The organism is Chryseobacterium sp. FG46 (assembly GCF_057809135.1).
Window position 1 is genome coordinate 245,899 of sequence record NZ_JBMDJJ010000001.1, and the last position, 17,417, is coordinate 263,315.

The window sequence follows — 17,417 nt, forward strand, 5'->3', positions numbered from 1 at the left end:
TAAAAAGCCTTTAACACTAGATGTAAAGGCTTTTGTTTTTACTTTAGAAAAATCATGTATTCTAAAAAAACAGATTATCCCATCATATTTTGGGTCGCCTTATTACTCTTTCTAAGATCAGAGGGTCTCGACTGGGTAAATTCATGAAAGGTATCACTGAAGGCGCTGATAGAACTGTAGCCCACATCATCGGCAATTTCATTGATGGGTTTGTCTGTATTTAAAAGCAGTTCAATGGCTTTGATGATTCTTAGTGTTTTTAAATACTGAAGGAAAGAAATATCCATATCCGCCTTGAAAAGTCGTGACAGGGAGCGTTCACTCAAACCAAATCTGCTGCTGACATTGGACAGCGTCAATTTTTCCCCGATATTCCATTCCAGATAAGATACGATTTTCATCATTTGTTTATTATGGGTGGCAGGAAGAATAATAGGTAAGGGCTGTTGATGGGTTTTAGGAAGGATTTTTTTTAAAGCCACTAAAAATTCAAAATTTTCATCTTTTGCCGTTACATGCTTTTCATCCCAGATTTCAGAATATTTGATCATCTGAATCAGGAGTTCTGATGCCGGATAAATGCCCAGTCTGCTGTAGAAAGAATCTGAAATATCATCATGGGCATAGAAATATAGAGAACGCAGTACCGTTGCCGTATGTCCGATCTCTAAAATATGCTCCATTCCCTGCGGAATCCAGAAGAAATGCCTTGCCGGAACCACATAGGTCCTGTTGTCAATCGTAATATAGGCGATCCCCCCTTCCACATAGCTCAGCTGTCCTTTCGTATGTTTGTGAAAAGGAATCAGTTTTTCTGATTTTTCGTGCATGACAAATACACTTTTATCGTCTTTATCAATGTCCGGAAGTGCAGCAATTAATCCCATAAAAAAGTTTAAATCCCAAAGAATATACAAATATAATCATTTGGCCGGAATCATGTAAAAGTTGACTATTTTAGATAAATAAATTTTCCGGATTGCCAATAAATTTGCAATGCAATAATTCAAAAATTCAAATGAAAATTTATGTCGCCGGATTGCTGATGTTGGGGATTTCCTCCACCATATCAGCTCAAACCGGCAGTCCAGCAAAGGATACCATACGACTCTCGTTAAAAGACGCATGGCAGAGAGCGGAAGAAAACAGCCGCCATATCAGAATCAATACCATCAACGTAGACATTGCCGAAGCCGAAGTAAAAGATGCCAAAAGAGAGCGCCTCCCGGAAATAGAAGTTAAAGGCTCTGCAGAAAAGGCTTCCAACATTCCCATCTATGAGAACGGAATCTTTTCCAAACCAACACAGCATGAAGTGATTCATACGCTTTACAGAGCCGGAGCGGATTTTTACCTGAATATTTATAACGGAAATAAACTGAATCTTAAGATTAAGGAAAATCAGACCCTTCAGAAAATTAAAGATATTCAGAAAGAACAGTCGGTTTCAGATATTCATTACAAAACAGCATCACTTTATCTTGAATTACAGAAAACATTCATCTTCAGGGATCTTATCAAGCAGGATATTGCTGATCAGAAAACACAATTGAAAGAAATACAGACTCTTTATAAAAATGGAGTGGTATTAAAAAGCGATGTTTTAAGGATTGAACTGGAGCTTTCCAAAAGAAAAATGGCGCTGGTGACCATAGAAAATGATATTCTCATCGCGATGCAGAAACTGAATATTATTTTGGGTATTCCCGATGAGCAGATTGTTATTCCTGAAGCACCGTTTAATCAGTGGAATGAGAGTACAACTTATAATGAGTATCTGAAACTGGCATTGGATCATTCTTTTGATTATCATGTTTCTGAACAGCAGACAACACTGAGTATGATCAGACTGAAACAGGTAAAAGCGAATGTAAGACCTAAAATAGGGATGTATGGCGAATTTTATTATGCCAATCCACAGATTTTTCTTTATCCCTATAATCCTTATTGGTATTCATTGGGAATCGTTGGAATTAAAGCTTCATTTTCGATCTCTTCTCTTTACCATAATACTCATAAAGTAAAGGCAGCTCAGCTGGAGTTTGAAAAGGAAGAGGAAGTACACAAGGATACGGAAGATAAGGTAAGACAACAGGTGAAAGAAGCTTATTTAAGGTACCAGGAAGCTTTGGAACAGATAAAAGTGGCAGAAGCCAATGTCGCTCAGGCAAAGGAAAATGCACGTATTATCAAAAATACTTACTTCAGCCAGACTTCCCTTATTACAGAACTGCTGGATGCAGATATACAGCTGCTTCAGACAAAATTTGAACTGGAAGCGGCTAAAATTATGGCACAGAACAATTATTATTTATTACAAAACATTACAGGCGTTTTATAATACCATGAAAAAAAAATATACTCCCACCGATAGAATGATCACGAAGATCACAGGATGGATTTCAGTTGTAATCGTTGCTGCACTTGCAGTGTGGGGCGGTTTTACCTTAAAAAATTATTATGCATATGAACAGACCAATGATGCGCAGGTTCAGGAATATGTTAACCCCATTATTTCAAGAGCCGGAGGATTTATTGTTGCGGTGAAATTTGAAGAAAATCAGGAAGTAAAAAAGGGCGATACTCTTTTAATTATTGATAACCGTGAATATGTCCTTCAGGAAAAGCAGACTCAGGCAGCCCTTCAGAAAGCCCGTGCCCAACTGAGAGTATTGGAAAGTACTACGGGAACTACAGAAAAGGAAGCTGCCGCAGCGATGGCCCAGGTGGATGCCAATAAAGCAAAAGTCTGGAAACAGCAGCTTGATTATAACAGATATAAAAAACTGTATGATGAAGAATCTGCTACCAGACAGCGCCTTGAAGATGTGAAAGCAACACTGGATGTCAACGAAAGTGATTATAAATCTTCACAGGATAATTATGCAGCTTCTGTATCCAAGATTAATGATATACGGGCAGAAAAAGCCGTGGTTTTGGCAGAAATTGCAAGACTGGAAGCACTGCTGGACCGTCACAAACTGGATGTAAGTTATACAGCTGTCACCGCTGCTTATGACGGACGGATGGGGCGTAGAACCGTTGAGGTGGGGCAGATGATTGATGCCGGAGAAACGCTGGCTTTTATTGTCAATAATGAAACTGATAAATGGGTGGTAGCCAATTATAAAGAAACGCAGATCAGGGATATGCATATCGGAGATCATGTGAAAATTGTTGCGGATTCTTATCCTGACAGGGAATTTAAAGGAACAATTATCTCGCTTTCCCCGGCAACAGGTTCAAGTTTTTCATTGCTTCCACCGGATAACTCCACTGGAAATTACGTGAAAATTGTACAGCGTATTCCTGTAAGAATCAGAGTGGATGGACAAAGAAGACAGCTTGATGTTCTGAAAATGGGAATGAACGTGAATGTATACGCCAATAAAAAGCATTCCAATGGCTAAAAGAAAAATGCCCTATTTCAAAAAATGGGCTCCGGAATGGCTGGTGAAGATTATTCTTTTTTCAATGACGCTTCCGGGAATCATTATCTTTTTTCTGCCATTGTCTAATGTGAATACCGCCGCCGGATATTATGGATGTGAACCGGCAGATATCCAGTTTTCAGTAGCGTTGTTTTATGCTGGTTATGTAGGGTTTTACAGCCTGGAAAGAAGATTTTTCAGTTTTCTTGCCGCAAAAGAATATTTTCTTCTTTTTACTACCCTGCAGATTCTGGCCTGTCTGATATGTTATTTCACCCATGAAGTTTATATTTTGTTTCCAATTCGTTTCTTGCAGGGAATGTTATTTGCAGGAAATGTAAACCTTTCACTAACCCTTATTTTTACACGACTGAGCAGTGAAAGAGGCCGGGAAATCAGTTTTTCAGTATTTTTTGGAATCTTAATTTGTGCTTTGCCGTTTAATAATCTCATTACCGCAGATCTTATCGATTCCTATAATTTTAATATCGTTTATAAAACAGCCATCTTCTCCTATCTTCCGGGACTTATTTTCCTGACTTTAGCCATGAGCCATTACAGAACACATGCAAGATTTCATCTGTATAAACTGGACTGGCAGAGTTTTGGGCTATTCAGTGCTTTATTGGTATTAATCGGGTATATAACTATTTTTGGACAGGAATATTATTGGCTGGAAGATAACCGGATTCTGGGAAGTGTGGTCGGAATTATGGTTTTGGCGGGGATATCAATAGTTCGCCAGCAGGCGATTAAAAGGCCTTATATTGATCTGCGGGTTTTCAGATATAGGAACTTCAAAGTAGGTCTGCTTATCCTTTTTGTGATGTATATCTGCCGGTTTGCTTCAGGAATTGTCAACACTTATTTTGCATCAGAACTGCATCTGGATCCGTTTCATATTTCTTATATTAATATTTTTAACCTTGCAGGGTTGGTTGTTGGAGTCATTATCGCCTGCTGTATGGTTTTACAAAAGAAAAATATTCGGTATATCTGGGGACCTGGCTTTTTAGTGCTGTTGATCTTTCATGGCTTAATGTACTATTCTTTTGATGTTCAGGCTGATGAGTTTAATTACTACATTCCGTTATTTATTCAGGGATTGGGTGTGGGATTGATTATGGTTCCGACGATTATTTATATTATTTCTTCCGTTCCTGCTGTTATTGGGCCTTCCGCTGCTGCAACAGCATTAGCAATACGATATCTCGGATTTTGTATCAGCATTGCCCTGATCAATTTTTTTGAACTCTTTGAAAAAAGTCGTCATTACAATGCTTTTCAGGATCATTTAAGTGCTGTAGATCCGGAAGTTAAAAGTTTTCTCCGTCTGCAGACGGCTAAGCTTATTGCAAGAGGAATGCCTGAAGAAAAGGCTGTAAAAGCTGCCAATAAGTTATTGGTAGCAAGAATGAATGTTCAGGATCATGTCCGTTTTGCGATGGATTATTATGAAATGATGGTGTGGCTTCTTGCTGCTTCACTGTTATTGATTTTTCTTTTTCCCTATCTCAACCGTACCGCTCTTTATCTGAAATCCCGCAGACTGTCACCTGCATAAGTGAAATTTTATTTTTTATCAATCAAAAGTATAGCTTGTCAGCTAATTTTATAGTAGAGTGCTGAGACTGTCTGATAGGGCAGTCTCTTTCATTTTGTTCGAAAAGGGATGTGCACTTCTGGCCGGAATTGTATGTTTTTTGTCATTGCAGACAAGATCCTTTCTCTCTACATTTGTACTCATACAGAACGAGATATGAAGAAAGAAGGACAACATACAGGAATGAAAAATATAGTACTTCTGGCCTTGCCACAGGTACAGCTGCTTGATATCGCCGGACCATGGGACGTTTTTACAGCAGCCAACCGTTTTCTGAATATTGATCAAGAGGATATCGGCTATCATGTGTATCTCGTTTCCGGAAATTCAGAGAAGGTTATCTATTCCGGTTCAGGAATGCCATTATCATGCAGCCATACCATTTATGATATCGATTTTCCTGTAGACACTTTACTTGTAGCAGGGACAACGTTGAGTGTACTGGAGGAAATCAGCCACGATCTCTATCATTATCTTCAGAATATAAAATCAGACGTAAGACGGCTGGGATCTGTTTGCGTAGGCGCATTTGTTCTGGCCAAAGCAGGGCTGTTGGATGGTAAGCAGGTAACTACCCACTGGAAATTTGCAGATACACTGCAGAAATCTTATCCCAGGCTGGAAGTGAATTTCAATCCTTTTTTTATTCGTGATAAGCCTATCTATACTTCGGGAGGTGTTTCTTCCGGGATGGATCTTGCATTGGCTCTTTTGGAAGAAGATTTTGGAAAGCCATTGGCCATAGAAGTTGCCCGTCATCTTGTTCTGCCTCTAAAAAGAGCCGGAATGCAGTCGCAGTTTGGAGATGCGCTGCCGGAATATGAAATAATGTCTCCTTTTACAAAAGAAGTGTGTGACTTTTTGAAAGATAAGCTGAATGAAGCTGTAACAGTAGAATATATTGCTGAGTCACTGAACATGAGTCCCCGTAATTTTTCCAGAGTATTTCTAAAAGAATCAGGAATGACTCCCGGCCGGTTTCTGGAAAAAATGAGGCTGGATCAGGCTAAAAATATGCTGGAATATACTGAGATGAGTGTTGATATGATTGCCACTAAATGTGGATTTAGCAATGCCGTTTCGCTTCGCCGGGTATTCCTTAAAAATATTTTCCTTTCTCCGGCGCAATACCGGAAAGGATTTAAAACTACAGAATAATATTTTTTCTCTTAAAGATTTAAAATGAAACCGATCATCTTCAAAGGTCGGTAGGGAAGAACTATGCCTTTATCCAAAAAATAATCATCTTAAAAATATAAAAATTATGAAACAAGACACTAAAACAATGAATGTAGCATTTTTAATTTATGATCAGGTAGAAGCTCTTGACTTAAATGGTCCTTTGGATGTTTTCGTTAAGGCGAATGTCATCCATCCGGGCAGCTATCAATGCTTCACTGTTGGAAGAACAAAAGAACCGGTGTATATGGAAGCCAATACGATGGCTGCTATTCCTACCTACGATATCCATACATGTCCTAAGCCGGATATGATAGTGGTTCCCGGAGCAAATCCTGAATACATTATGAAATATCTTCAGGATAAGGATTTTCAGGGAACAGTTTTACAATGGATTAAAACGCATTATGATACCGGAACTGTTGTGTTTACAGTATGTACAGGAAGTATGCTGCTTTCCGGGACAGGTATCCTCGCAGATCATGATATCACCACCCATAGCATGCTTTTAGATACTTTAGAACAGTATAATCCGGAGGCAAATGTGATCAGAAATATTCGTTATGTGGATCAGGAACAGTTGATAACTACTGCTGGAATTACCGCTGGAATTGACGCCGCTCTTTACCTGGTTGGAAAACATCATGGTCAGAAAACAATGGATAAGGTTATTCATATTTTTGAATATCAGAATAAGAAATCTGAAAGTTAAGTTTAAAAGAAAAATAGAGAGATTTTAAAATTTTCGTGAATTGTAAAAATCGGTTAAAATTTTATTTTTAATTAAAGGACTGCAGATTCTGAAATTGTTATTAAAAAAATAATAAACGTAATTAATTTATAAACAGGTGTTTGACTTTTTTGATGTGAATTTTATTGTAAAAAAGCTTTAAAAAATTTGGATTTAAGAAGTGTTTTCCTATCTTTGCAGTCCCTTAAACAAAGGGATTTACTTAAAAAAGTAAGTGGCCGACTCGGTAGCTCAGCTGGTAGAGCAATACACTTTTAATGTATGGGTCCTGGGTTCGAATCCCAGCCGGGTCACAATCCAAAAGATGTGAAAATGAAAATTTTCGAAAACATCAGAAAACAATAAAAAACCTGCAAATTATTTTGCAGGTTTTTTATTTATAGGGTAACTATAATGTTTCAAAATGGTTATTATTAAAAATTTTCATTACTGACCATTTTGATTGTACTTGTTCTATTGCAATTGAAATTTAGCAATATCTTTACTCTTCATTTTTCGGTTTAAAGTTTCTTCCGACTCCCTGACGGAGAAATGTAATTTTTCCCTGAACTTTTTTCGCTTTTTCAAGGACCTCCAATGCTTTTGTTCGCTCGTTAACTTTGCCAGCATGTGTTATATTATCCTGACGCTCATTTTTTTTCATATGTTAATATAGTAAATTTATTTGAAAAAAACAAATTATTCATTTTAAGATTGTTTTAATTTTAAGAAAATAAGATTGTTGTAGTAATAGAGCAGGAGAAACAAGAGATTCGTGAACTGCTCATTTTTTCATTGGAAGCCTTTTTGTTCATTGTTGAAGTTTAATTAACAGACCTGCTCCGGAGCAAGAAATTTTTGTCTCTGATTTTGTAAATGTTAGCAGAATTCAGTACGTAAAATGTTGCGGAAGTATTGTAAATAAAGAAAAAGTTTCTATCTTTGCAGTCCCTTAAACAAAGGGATTTACTTAAAAAAGTAAGTGGCCGACTCGGTAGCTCAGCTGGTAGAGCAATACACTTTTAATGTATGGGTCCTGGGTTCGAATCCCAGCCGGGTCACTAGTAGCAAATTATAATGCTGTCTGTACAAATTCATACAATTTAGACCCATCAGATTTCCATATCTCTTACACTGGAAGTTCGGATGGTGTTTTTAATTTTCCTTCAGTAATAAGCGGGATTAAAATAATACAAACTTTAACATTACCGTAAATTCCACAGCTCCGGAAAATTTATACAAGAGGTTCTAAAAATGATAGTAAATATCTTTACGATGGATACCTCTTATGAAAATATAAATAAAGGAGACAACCTTAGCTGTATTCCAAATCTTTTATCTTTTTTTTCCATACAATAAAAAGATTTATACTCTTGATAATTTTGAAAGCTAATACAAATGTACAAAATGAAATAAGTGAAGAATAAATAGGATAACTTTTAAAAAAAATATATTGAATAACAAATGTTAGAATATTGATTAAAATAAAAGTGACACTTATTTTTTTATGGGAAAAGCCCAATAAAAGCAGATGGTGATGAATATGTGTCTTATCTGCTTTAAATGGTGATTTTCCTCTTGATACTCTATCAATGTATACTCGTATAGAATCAATTACAGGAATAGCAAATACAAAAAGTATAAAAAATACACCATAAGGAAATGTTGTTGTATTGTTGTCCAACTTTGTGATATAAATTCCCAGACATATCAGCAGATATCCTAAAAATAAGGAACCTGAATTCCCTAAGAATATTTTATTTTTCTGAGAAAGATTATATTTCAGGAAAGCTATAATACTTCCGACAAAAAGTATGGCTATTCTTGCCAGTCCTAAGTTGCCTTCTATTAACATGATAATAAAAAACAGAAAGAATCCTACTCCTGCTACACTGCCTGCCAGTCCATCCACACCGTCTATAAGATTAAAAGCATTAACTGCTGTTACAATAACCAGAATGGTGAGCAGATATTGGAAGTATGTGCTGATTTCGTAGATCCCAAAGAGTCCGTATAAAGATGAAATTCTTATTCCGGAAATTGCTATAATAATGCTTACACAAACTTGAATGATTAGTTTGTGAACTGCTTTAATATCAGTTTTGTCATCCAAGACTCCCACAAGAAGTAAAATATAAGATGTTACAATAATGGGAAGTATTGTTCTCCAGCCATTGTCTCCGGAAATTTCAATTAATAGTAAAATAATCATTCCAATAGCCAAACCTCCAATTAATGGAATAGGAGTATAATGTACTTTTCTTGTATTGGGAACATCTACCAATCTAAATTTCTGGGCCATGATTCTCATTATGGGAATTATACAAATTGATAAAACGAATGCAAGAACTCCCGATATTAATAATTCAATAAAATTTTTCATAGTATTTTGTTTTAAGCTGTTTCACTGGAATTATTGAATAGCTGGATGTTTTTCAGATGTTCTAAATTGTACTTCTCAAGGATTTTTTTCTCCAGGTTACCAATTGCGGGATATACTTTTGTCTTGTTTTTTGCAGCAAATACTTCTTCAATAAGATTGTGGTATTTCCTTGCGATCTTTTTCCAGGTATATCTCCGTTCTGCTATTCTTTTCATCCTGATGGCACAGTTTTGAAGGTCTTCTTTCTTCAGTTGTGCTACAATTTTTTTCAGCTCTTCTGCATTTGAAAAATAGTAAGCCTGATTTTCTGTAGTGGTTCTGTTATAGGAAACTCCGTTACTGATAATAGGCAGTCCTAAAAACATGGCTTCCACTAAAGAAGGGTTGGTACCACCAGCAGAATGGCCGTGAACATAAAGCGAAGCATTTCCACGAATAAGATCTATGATTTCCTGTTCATAAATTGGATCTAAGAGATAAATATTCTCAAAATCTGAGTATTGCCGTTTCAATTCTATCCCATACTGACTGTTGTTCCAGTTACCCACCATTACCAGTTTACGTTCAGGAAATTCGCTGAACACCTCTAGAATAGTATGAACGTGATTCTCAGGCTCTATCCTGCATACTTTTACGGCATATTCATCCTGTAAAAAGGGATATTTTTCTATATTTTCGCCGGTAGCAACCAGATTTGTTCTTGTGTGATCTGCACCGTATTCTATTACGCGGCTTATGGTATTGTATCTTAAAGAAGTATAATCCTGGATAGATTCGTTATCAGAAATATCAATATCAGAAAATTTTACAGCAAGTTTTTCTGCCCACCATAAATATAATTTTGCAGGTAAGGACCATTTATCTCTTTTCCATTCAATTCCATCTATAGAAATAATGACTTTTTTATTGGTAAACAGCTTTACAAAGGGCAGCAGCCATGCTCCTGCTACTCCCAAAATCAGTAAAACATCACTAAAAAATAATGAATGAATAATAGACCATGTATCATAAAGAATACTTTGAATTCCATTGGCATCTAAAGGAATATATTTCAGGTGCGCTCCTTTCCAGCTTTTACACCTTTCTTTTCCGGAATATTTTTTTGAAGAACAGTATACTGTAAAATCATACGTATTCGAAAGTTCTTCAACAAGATGAGCCGCCAAAGTTTCAAAGCCTCCATACTTTGCGGGTAAACCCACAGTTCCGATTATTGCTACTTTTGTTTTCATAATTATTTATATTTAAAAATAGTATAACTATTCATGTTCCAAAAGTAAATTTATATTTAATTATCTGATAATCAAATTTTTATAATTTCAAATAGGTTGTGCGTAATTCCAAAAAATGGAAAATTTATTATAAACTGGAAATAATACTGATTGACTCTTTCTCAAAATATTCCTCTGAGAACATTAGACTTTTAGCATAAGATGCATTACTGAAAGATTGATAAACCATTTTATTTTCCAATATATAGTTTATTTTTTCAGATAGTTCATCTATATTTTTAGAATTAATCCAAAAACCATTCTCACCATTGGTCACAAGCTCTGTAACTCCCCCAATGGGCGGAACGATAGCAGGAAGTCTATATCGCATTCCTTCCAGAATAGTCAGTCCAAAAGTTTCAACCCACAGATCAGTATGAGAGAGATTGACAATGAGACTGGCCTCACGGTAAAAAGGGTGTGTATCGGTTTGGGTAGAGTAGATTTTTAGATTTTCCGGTATTTTTCTCATTCCGAAATAATCCTTAATTTCCTTTTCAGAAGCATTGACAACCAGTTTGAAAATATAATGGGCATTTTTCTGAGCCAGCTGCAAAAATTCATTTACTCCTTTATAAATTTTCAAAGAACATATCATTAAAACTATAGGAACTGTCTTTTCCTGGCTTTGAAATTGATTTGCTTTTTCAACAAAATCTTTTTCCAATACATTGTAAAGAAGAACCTGATTATTGATAAGGGATTCCTGTTTCAAAAGAAATTCTGAAACATAAACAACTTTATGAGCGGTAAATTTTGCTATTCCAAAAAGTAAATTCTTAAAGATAGCAGGCTTGATTGAAGTTTCGTGGATATGATAGATTACTTTGCAGCCTTTTATTTTTCCGGCAACAGCCGCTCCAAAAGGCAGTACAGTATTGATATAGAGAATATCTTTTCTATTCAGAAAAAACAATAGCTTTATCATTAATAGGAACTGACAGAGAAAGAAATTATGTATTCTTATGATAGGATTGGACGAAAAACGATACCAAAAAGAATGATTTTTCACTTGAGAAATATCAGAAAGAAAACCTTTTCTTCCGCCTGAAGTAAACAGGTGGGTTTCAATACCGTGTTGGGTCCAGGTTTTTAATAGCTGCATCAATACCTTTGGACTTCCGCTGTAGTCATTTAATAAATGGATGGCAACAATTCTCTTCATTTCAGATCTGATTAAAAATTGTATTAAGATGTTCACCTCTTTTTTCCCAGGAAAATTTTTCCAGATAATGATTTCTGGCTCCAATACTCATTTCTTTCTGTAGCTTTTTGTCCAGAAACAATCTGAGTAATGCGTTACTCAACCCGTCTATAGTTGGGTTATATTCCTGCTGGGGAATGGTAAAACCACAGGTATGATTGATGAATTCTCCCGGACCTTCATTTTCGAGGCATATCACCGGTAATCCAAATGAGAGTGCTTCCGGAACTACCATTCCTGCTCCTTCATGTGATGAAAATAAAAATACGGATGATTGTTCATAGATTTTCATAAGTTCTTTTCTGTCAATCCATTCCCTGATTTCAATGAATTTATTCATTTCAAGACTGCTGATAAGGGTCTGGTAAAATTTTTTCTGTTCACCTGTTCCAATAAGAGTAAGCTTGCATAATGCTTGATCCTTTTCGGAAATCTGATCCATGAATTGGGCAAAAGATCTTATTGTTAAGTCAAATCCTTTTAACGGAACAAACCTTCCTGCGCTGATAACCTTAAAGTCTGATTTTGGAAGTAGTTCTTTTTTTGGGAAAAAGTCTTCTGATGCAACTGAAGGATAGATTGAATATTTCTTTTTATTAATCTTTAGCTTTTCGGGAACTTTACTATTCATACACCATATATGATCTGAATGCTCAACTGTATTTTTCAACGATACTGAAAACTTCCAGAAACAATTTTTAATCAGCCAGATAAGACGGTCTTTAATAAAATATTTTATTGAATAGTCTTTGAGATATTGTTTTGGAATCAGGGGATGATGTCCTACCGGTCCCCAAACCATAGGTTTATGAAGTTTCCATAAAAAACTCGGAGTCCAGTCATTATGAAAATTGACATTATGAGCAATATCAAAATCCAGTTTTTGTTTTTTGATGAAAGAAACAACTTTCTTCTGCCACAGATAATAATAAAGCATAGCTCCGAAGTTTCCTTTTTTCCAGAAGCGCATCCAGTAGGGAAGATCAAAATAAAGGAATTTGATATTCATATATACGGCATCAGGATTTTCTTCCATATATTTTTCAATATGGATTTTATTATTTTCCCTTGTAATGGCAATAACTTTTCTGAACCTGGCAATCTGATATACAAAATTCCAGCCCATGGCATCTTCCGAACCTTTAAATGGATTTACGGCATAGCAGGTTGCCAGTATAGTCTGATTGATAGTCATCATAAGTTCTCATTTTTATTAGTTTTGCAGGTACACCTCCTATAATACTGTTGTCTGGAAATGATTTTGTAATAACACTTCCTGCGGCTAAAATACAGCCGGAGCCAATTTCTACGCTGTCCAAAATTGTAACTTTGCTTCCAATCCAACAGTTTTTACCTATTTTAATGCCTTTTCGGTTTACTCCCTGATGGCGTATGGAAATATCCGGATCTTGATAATTGTGATTTTCCGGATGGCAGCTGAGGTATTGTCCTATAATACAGTCATCACCAATTTCAAGACCTCCGGAACCGCCCAGATAAGCAAATTCTCCAATACCCACATTGTTTCCTATCTTTATTTCTTCTCCGATATTATTCAATGAAGTAGAAACTATAATTCTGCTGAAAGCCCCTATAGAAACATTATTTCCGAATTCTATTCCTTGTTTGGCCAGTGCAGAAATGTAAACATCATTTCCCAGCCTCAGAAATTTTCCCCATTGTATTTTTGAAATATTGAAGAATCCTATACGTTTTCCTAAAAGCATTCCTTTCGGATTTCTTAAAAAGAATATCATCTTTAGTCCTCTGAACAGGCTCCAGAACTGAACCCAAATCAGCTGGAATACAGCTCCGGAGTTTAATGCTTTATCTAAAGTAAAATCCGGATTTCTGAGTTTAATGATTTTTTCAATAATTGTTTTCATTTTGCAGCAGTTATAGTGTTCATTATAGTGCCTAAAGTGGTGTCCAAATCATTATTTTCAATGGAAAGATATTTGATCTTCGGATCTTTTTTTTCCAGTTTTGAAAATAATCTGCCATATGATGCCGTCAGATCACATATTGAGTGATAGGAGAGTTCTTTTTTTCTGTCAAGAATTTTTTCCGGGTCAGCATAAAGAAAAAAATTGAATTTGGGCTTTAACAGCAGGTGGTATCCGTTTTCTGTGATACCTTCCGGAAGTTTGATATTGCTTCTTTTGCTATCTGCAATAAAATCAAAATAATATCTATCATACAATACAATTTTTCCTCTTAACACATATTTCAGATAAATAATAAATTGCCCGATGATATAATCTGTATAGTAATATGTAAATCTTAGCAAAGAGGAGAAAAAATGGTCATTTTTGCCCTGTCTTGGCAGAGAATTTACAATATCCTGATGCGCTTTTTCTTTTCCTTTCGTAAATACACTCAATATCGGAAGGAGAGAAGGTCTGTGTCTGAGAACTTTTACAGGTCTTCGGTAACGTTTTTCAATAAGCTCCGAAACTTCAGAAATAACTGTTGATTTTCCAACACCATCTACACCACTGAAAGTAATAATGAATCCATTTTCTGAAAAAAAATCTTTAAAGTAGCAGCAGAGATTCTTAAGGAATAAAAATCCTCTGTTAGATCTTTTCCTTTTCATCATTGTAATACATTCTGTTTTACTTTTTCTCATTTTTTCTGAGGTATTCTCATATACGAAATTTTTATATGCATCAGGAATTTCACTATTATTAAGAGTATAAAAATAATAGATGTATTTTGCAGTATCCTGGGGAGATGATATTTTAACTCCATGCCTGTTCATTTCTGCATGGTTTATCATTCCATTTGTTTCCATATACTCAAGATTTTTCCATTTTAGCTGGTAAATAAGGTCCAGATTAAGAATCTGAAGATCATGAGTTATAAGTCTTATCTTGTACATGAATGATTTTTTTACTATTTTCATTCTGTTGATCAGGCTGTTCTGTTTTAGAAATAAAGCCATTTTTGAAGCATCATGACAGGAGATAACGATATCAATATCAGAGTTCAGAGGGAGGTTTTCAGGTTCTTTATCATGAAATTTCAGGGTTGCATATTTCTGATGATACAGATAATCAAAAATATCCATAATAAGAAGCTCTCTTTCAGTTTTGATTTCAGTAAGATACATATTCAAAGCTTCTGACCATACTTTTAAAAGCCAATGAATCTGAAGATGCCACTGCTCTTGTTCAGAATACAGTTTCAGGTAATAAAGTACATTGGTAAGCAGATAGAATTTAAGATACTTTTTAAGATCATTGTCATCAAAATTAAATGCAATTTTATTATGTTTCCTGATCTGGGCCAAGATATCTTTCCAGGGAATATGTTGTACCAGTATACCGTTCTGTATAATAAAGTGAAAGAAATCAAATCCTTTGGGTTTTTCAAATGAAGCTAGTTCCCAATCATATATTCCAAGTATATCGTCTTTTACACAGCAGTTCCAGGGAGTAAAATCACCATGAGAAAAGGATAAGTGTATCATTTCATCTTTATCAATGTTTTCCAGAATTATTTTCAATTTTCGTGTCAGATTGGGAGGAATCCGGTTATCATCAATTGTGGTAAAGTTTTCTATCAATGTGTCAAAATGCTTCCAATTGGAAATTTTAATCATATTCTGATGTTTTTCTTTGATTCCATGAAGAGCTTTAGCATGAACTTCACTGAATTTTTTTTGCCTCTTTCCATTATTTGAAATATCAGAAAGTTTTAGTACACAATCATTAATTAAAGATGCAGAAGGTACTGAATACAATCTGTTGATTCCGGAGTACGTAATGATTTTATATTCTTTATTGATAAGTTTTTTTGCATTTTTTGTTGAAGCAATTTTGAAGAAGCAATTGTCTGCAAATAAAACGGCTTTGTTGTTAGGACCTTGAGTTCCGGTAAATATGGCCCAATCATTCATGATGTCAAATAAAGGGTTTTCTTCTGAAGTATAATATAAAGTCTCTTTTTTGAATAATAGTCTCTGCAGACGCAGAAAGAATATCATATGTACAACGAAAGCAAATAATTTTCCTTTAATTGTTGTTATATTATAAAACTTTAGGAATAAAGGCTTTTTTGATCCGGAATTCCAAAACCATCGTACACTTCCATCCTGGTTGGGAATATAAGAAAACGAGATTCTTTTACTTCCTGACTGATGTTTTAAATACAGCTTGTATCCTGTGTTTTTAAATAAGTTTCTCATGATGTACCATTTTATATTAACAAAGGATATAAACATCTTGCCATTTATGCAAATAATTGATAATAAGCAACTTGTGGTGTTTGAGATAAATTGGGCTTTCCAGAAAATGGAAAAAAAACTAGAGAATGGAATTTTCTTCTATAAGATCCGGCCTTTTTCTCTTAAGAACAATTTTTTGCAGCCTGGTAAGATAGTTACTGTTTTTGAGGGTCACTGAAAAGATAATAATTTGGTAAAATAAAATTCCGTAGTTGCTTTCTCCAAATATTCCAAACTCAGTAAAAGAGTTGATTATGATGGGAATTAGAATTCCAATGAGCATAAGCTTCGTTTCTTTTGGTTGTGACAGTATTGATTTCAGGGTAAAAAATACCTGAAAAAGAACAATGGTGAGCCCAATAAAACCAAGGTTCATAAGAACCTGCATAAATGTGTTATGGGTCATTTTTCCCGGATAGGTGTGGGCACTCTGAAAAAACTCTTTATAGTCTATTCTCATAAATCCAAAGCCTAAAAGGGGTTCTCTTGGCAATCCTTCATTAATCAGAGCTTTCCAGAAAGGAAGTCTTCCTGTAAGGCTCATCACTTCCTCCAGGCGAGATTGATCGCCGCCTTTTAAGATTATGCTGTAAACAGCAAAAGGTGCAATTGCAGCCACCACCCCAATGATAGCAAATTTTAATGTCTTTTTTTTAGTCTGATTAATATGAAAAAAGATAATGAGTAGGATTCCGATCAGAGAAGATCTTGAACCGGTCATATAAAGGGCATACATAATGATCAGTATTTTTATAATCGTCCAGGCTTTATTTTTGAAGCGGTAAAGGTCAAAAATAAGACATGCACAGCCAACACCGGCGAGCATTCCTAGTTCATTAGGGTTCATTAATGTACCGCCAAGTCTGGCTTCTTCACCTCCGTCGGTGAGACGGAAAAAAACATCTGGTGCAATCCACATTCCGATAACAAAGACAAGTTGCAGCACAAAAACAGTGTTGCCTAAAAGATGATAAAGACGAATACTATGGCCCTCAAAATACACATCCAGTATTTTTAAACTTTTTACAAAGAAGTAGGTAAAGACAAAACTCTGGAACGTCATAAACCACTGCAGGGCACTGAATCCAGGATTGGTGCTCCATGAAAATGATATAAAGCCTAATGTAAGATAGGCCATGTATAGAATAGGAGAGAAGATATTTTTATAGGCTAAAGAATTGACACTTCCATAATTAATAATTTTCTGGTAGACGAGAATAGAAGAGATCATTACGCCCATTCTTCCCACTACTTTTATTCCCCGGGTGATGGCAACATTTTCACTCCAGGTAAAAAAACAAGCTACCATCAGCAGCAGGATAATAAAAAGCTGATTATTCGTTTTTTTGAGAAAGTGCTGATGTTTATGCGCTAAGGATTCCATA

At 35.4% G+C, this 17,417-nt stretch carries 14 protein-coding genes and 2 tRNA genes; 7 read left to right on the plus strand and 9 right to left on the minus strand.

Going from position 1 to position 17,417, the window contains the following annotated elements:
- Positions 1 to 74 precede the first annotated feature (74 nt).
- On the minus strand, positions 75 to 887 hold the full coding sequence (locus ACODR7_RS01070; RefSeq protein WP_488836561.1) for an AraC family transcriptional regulator: 813 nt from the start codon (positions 885 to 887) through the stop codon (positions 75 to 77).
- Positions 888 to 1,018: 131 nt separating this feature from the next.
- On the opposite strand from ACODR7_RS01070, the gene ACODR7_RS01075 reads away from it, so the two are divergent.
- From ACODR7_RS01075 to ACODR7_RS01100, 6 genes are all read left to right on the plus strand, one after another.
- Positions 1,019 to 2,341 (plus strand): TolC family protein, encoded by a 1,323-nt coding sequence (locus ACODR7_RS01075; protein WP_488836563.1) that lies wholly within the window; start codon positions 1,019 to 1,021, stop codon positions 2,339 to 2,341.
- A 4-nt stretch (positions 2,342 to 2,345) separates the two neighbouring features.
- Complete coding sequence (locus tag ACODR7_RS01080; RefSeq protein ID WP_488836565.1) at positions 2,346 to 3,410, plus strand: HlyD family secretion protein; 1,065 nt, start codon at positions 2,346 to 2,348, stop codon at positions 3,408 to 3,410.
- Positions 3,403 to 4,995: an efflux MFS transporter permease gene (locus ACODR7_RS01085; protein ID WP_488836566.1), complete on the plus strand. Its 1,593-nt coding sequence runs from the start codon at positions 3,403 to 3,405 to the stop codon at positions 4,993 to 4,995. The genes ACODR7_RS01080 and ACODR7_RS01085 overlap by 8 nt, the downstream gene beginning before the upstream one ends.
- A gap of 222 nt (positions 4,996 to 5,217) precedes the next feature.
- Positions 5,218 to 6,192, plus strand: a complete 975-nt coding sequence (locus tag ACODR7_RS01090) for a GlxA family transcriptional regulator (RefSeq protein WP_488836567.1) — start codon at positions 5,218 to 5,220, stop codon at positions 6,190 to 6,192.
- 106 nt (positions 6,193 to 6,298) lie between these two features.
- Positions 6,299 to 6,925: a DJ-1/PfpI family protein gene (locus tag ACODR7_RS01095; protein ID WP_488836569.1), complete on the plus strand. Its 627-nt coding sequence runs from the start codon at positions 6,299 to 6,301 to the stop codon at positions 6,923 to 6,925.
- Positions 6,926 to 7,184: 259 nt separating this feature from the next.
- Positions 7,185 to 7,257, plus strand: a tRNA-Lys gene (locus ACODR7_RS01100).
- A gap of 188 nt (positions 7,258 to 7,445) precedes the next feature.
- On the opposite strand, the gene ACODR7_RS01105 is transcribed toward ACODR7_RS01100, so the two are convergent.
- Complete coding sequence (locus ACODR7_RS01105; RefSeq protein ID WP_171006229.1) at positions 7,446 to 7,607, minus strand: hypothetical protein; 162 nt, start codon at positions 7,605 to 7,607, stop codon at positions 7,446 to 7,448.
- A 324-nt stretch (positions 7,608 to 7,931) separates the two neighbouring features.
- Between ACODR7_RS01105 and ACODR7_RS01110 the strand changes: the two genes are divergently transcribed.
- Positions 7,932 to 8,004: transfer RNA gene (locus ACODR7_RS01110), tRNA-Lys, on the plus strand.
- Between the two features lie 254 nt (positions 8,005 to 8,258).
- On the opposite strand, the gene ACODR7_RS01115 is transcribed toward ACODR7_RS01110, so the two are convergent.
- The 7 genes from ACODR7_RS01115 to ACODR7_RS01145 form a co-directional block, all read right to left on the minus strand.
- A complete protein-coding gene (locus tag ACODR7_RS01115; RefSeq protein ID WP_488836571.1) occupies positions 8,259 to 9,245 on the minus strand; it encodes an MraY family glycosyltransferase in 987 nt (328 codons plus the stop codon).
- Between the two features lie 92 nt (positions 9,246 to 9,337).
- The gene (locus ACODR7_RS01120) at positions 9,338 to 10,558 is read right to left on the minus strand and encodes a DUF1972 domain-containing protein (protein ID WP_488836573.1); all 1,221 of its coding nucleotides are present in this window, start codon (positions 10,556 to 10,558) and stop codon (positions 9,338 to 9,340) included.
- Between the two features lie 127 nt (positions 10,559 to 10,685).
- Positions 10,686 to 11,762, minus strand: a complete 1,077-nt coding sequence (locus ACODR7_RS01125) for a glycosyltransferase family 4 protein (protein WP_488836575.1) — start codon at positions 11,760 to 11,762, stop codon at positions 10,686 to 10,688.
- A gap of 1 nt (position 11,763) precedes the next feature.
- Positions 11,764 to 12,999, minus strand: coding sequence for a glycosyltransferase family 4 protein (locus tag ACODR7_RS01130; protein WP_488836577.1), 1,236 nt, complete (start codon positions 12,997 to 12,999; stop codon positions 11,764 to 11,766).
- Positions 12,944 to 13,687: an acyltransferase gene (locus ACODR7_RS01135; protein WP_488836579.1), complete on the minus strand. Its 744-nt coding sequence runs from the start codon at positions 13,685 to 13,687 to the stop codon at positions 12,944 to 12,946. The genes ACODR7_RS01130 and ACODR7_RS01135 overlap by 56 nt, the downstream gene beginning before the upstream one ends.
- Complete coding sequence (locus tag ACODR7_RS01140; protein WP_488836581.1) at positions 13,684 to 15,993, minus strand: nucleoside/nucleotide kinase family protein; 2,310 nt, start codon at positions 15,991 to 15,993, stop codon at positions 13,684 to 13,686. The genes ACODR7_RS01135 and ACODR7_RS01140 overlap by 4 nt, the downstream gene beginning before the upstream one ends.
- 118 nt (positions 15,994 to 16,111) lie before the next feature.
- Complete coding sequence (locus ACODR7_RS01145; protein WP_488836582.1) at positions 16,112 to 17,416, minus strand: O-antigen ligase family protein; 1,305 nt, start codon at positions 17,414 to 17,416, stop codon at positions 16,112 to 16,114.
- Position 17,417 lies beyond the last annotated feature (1 nt).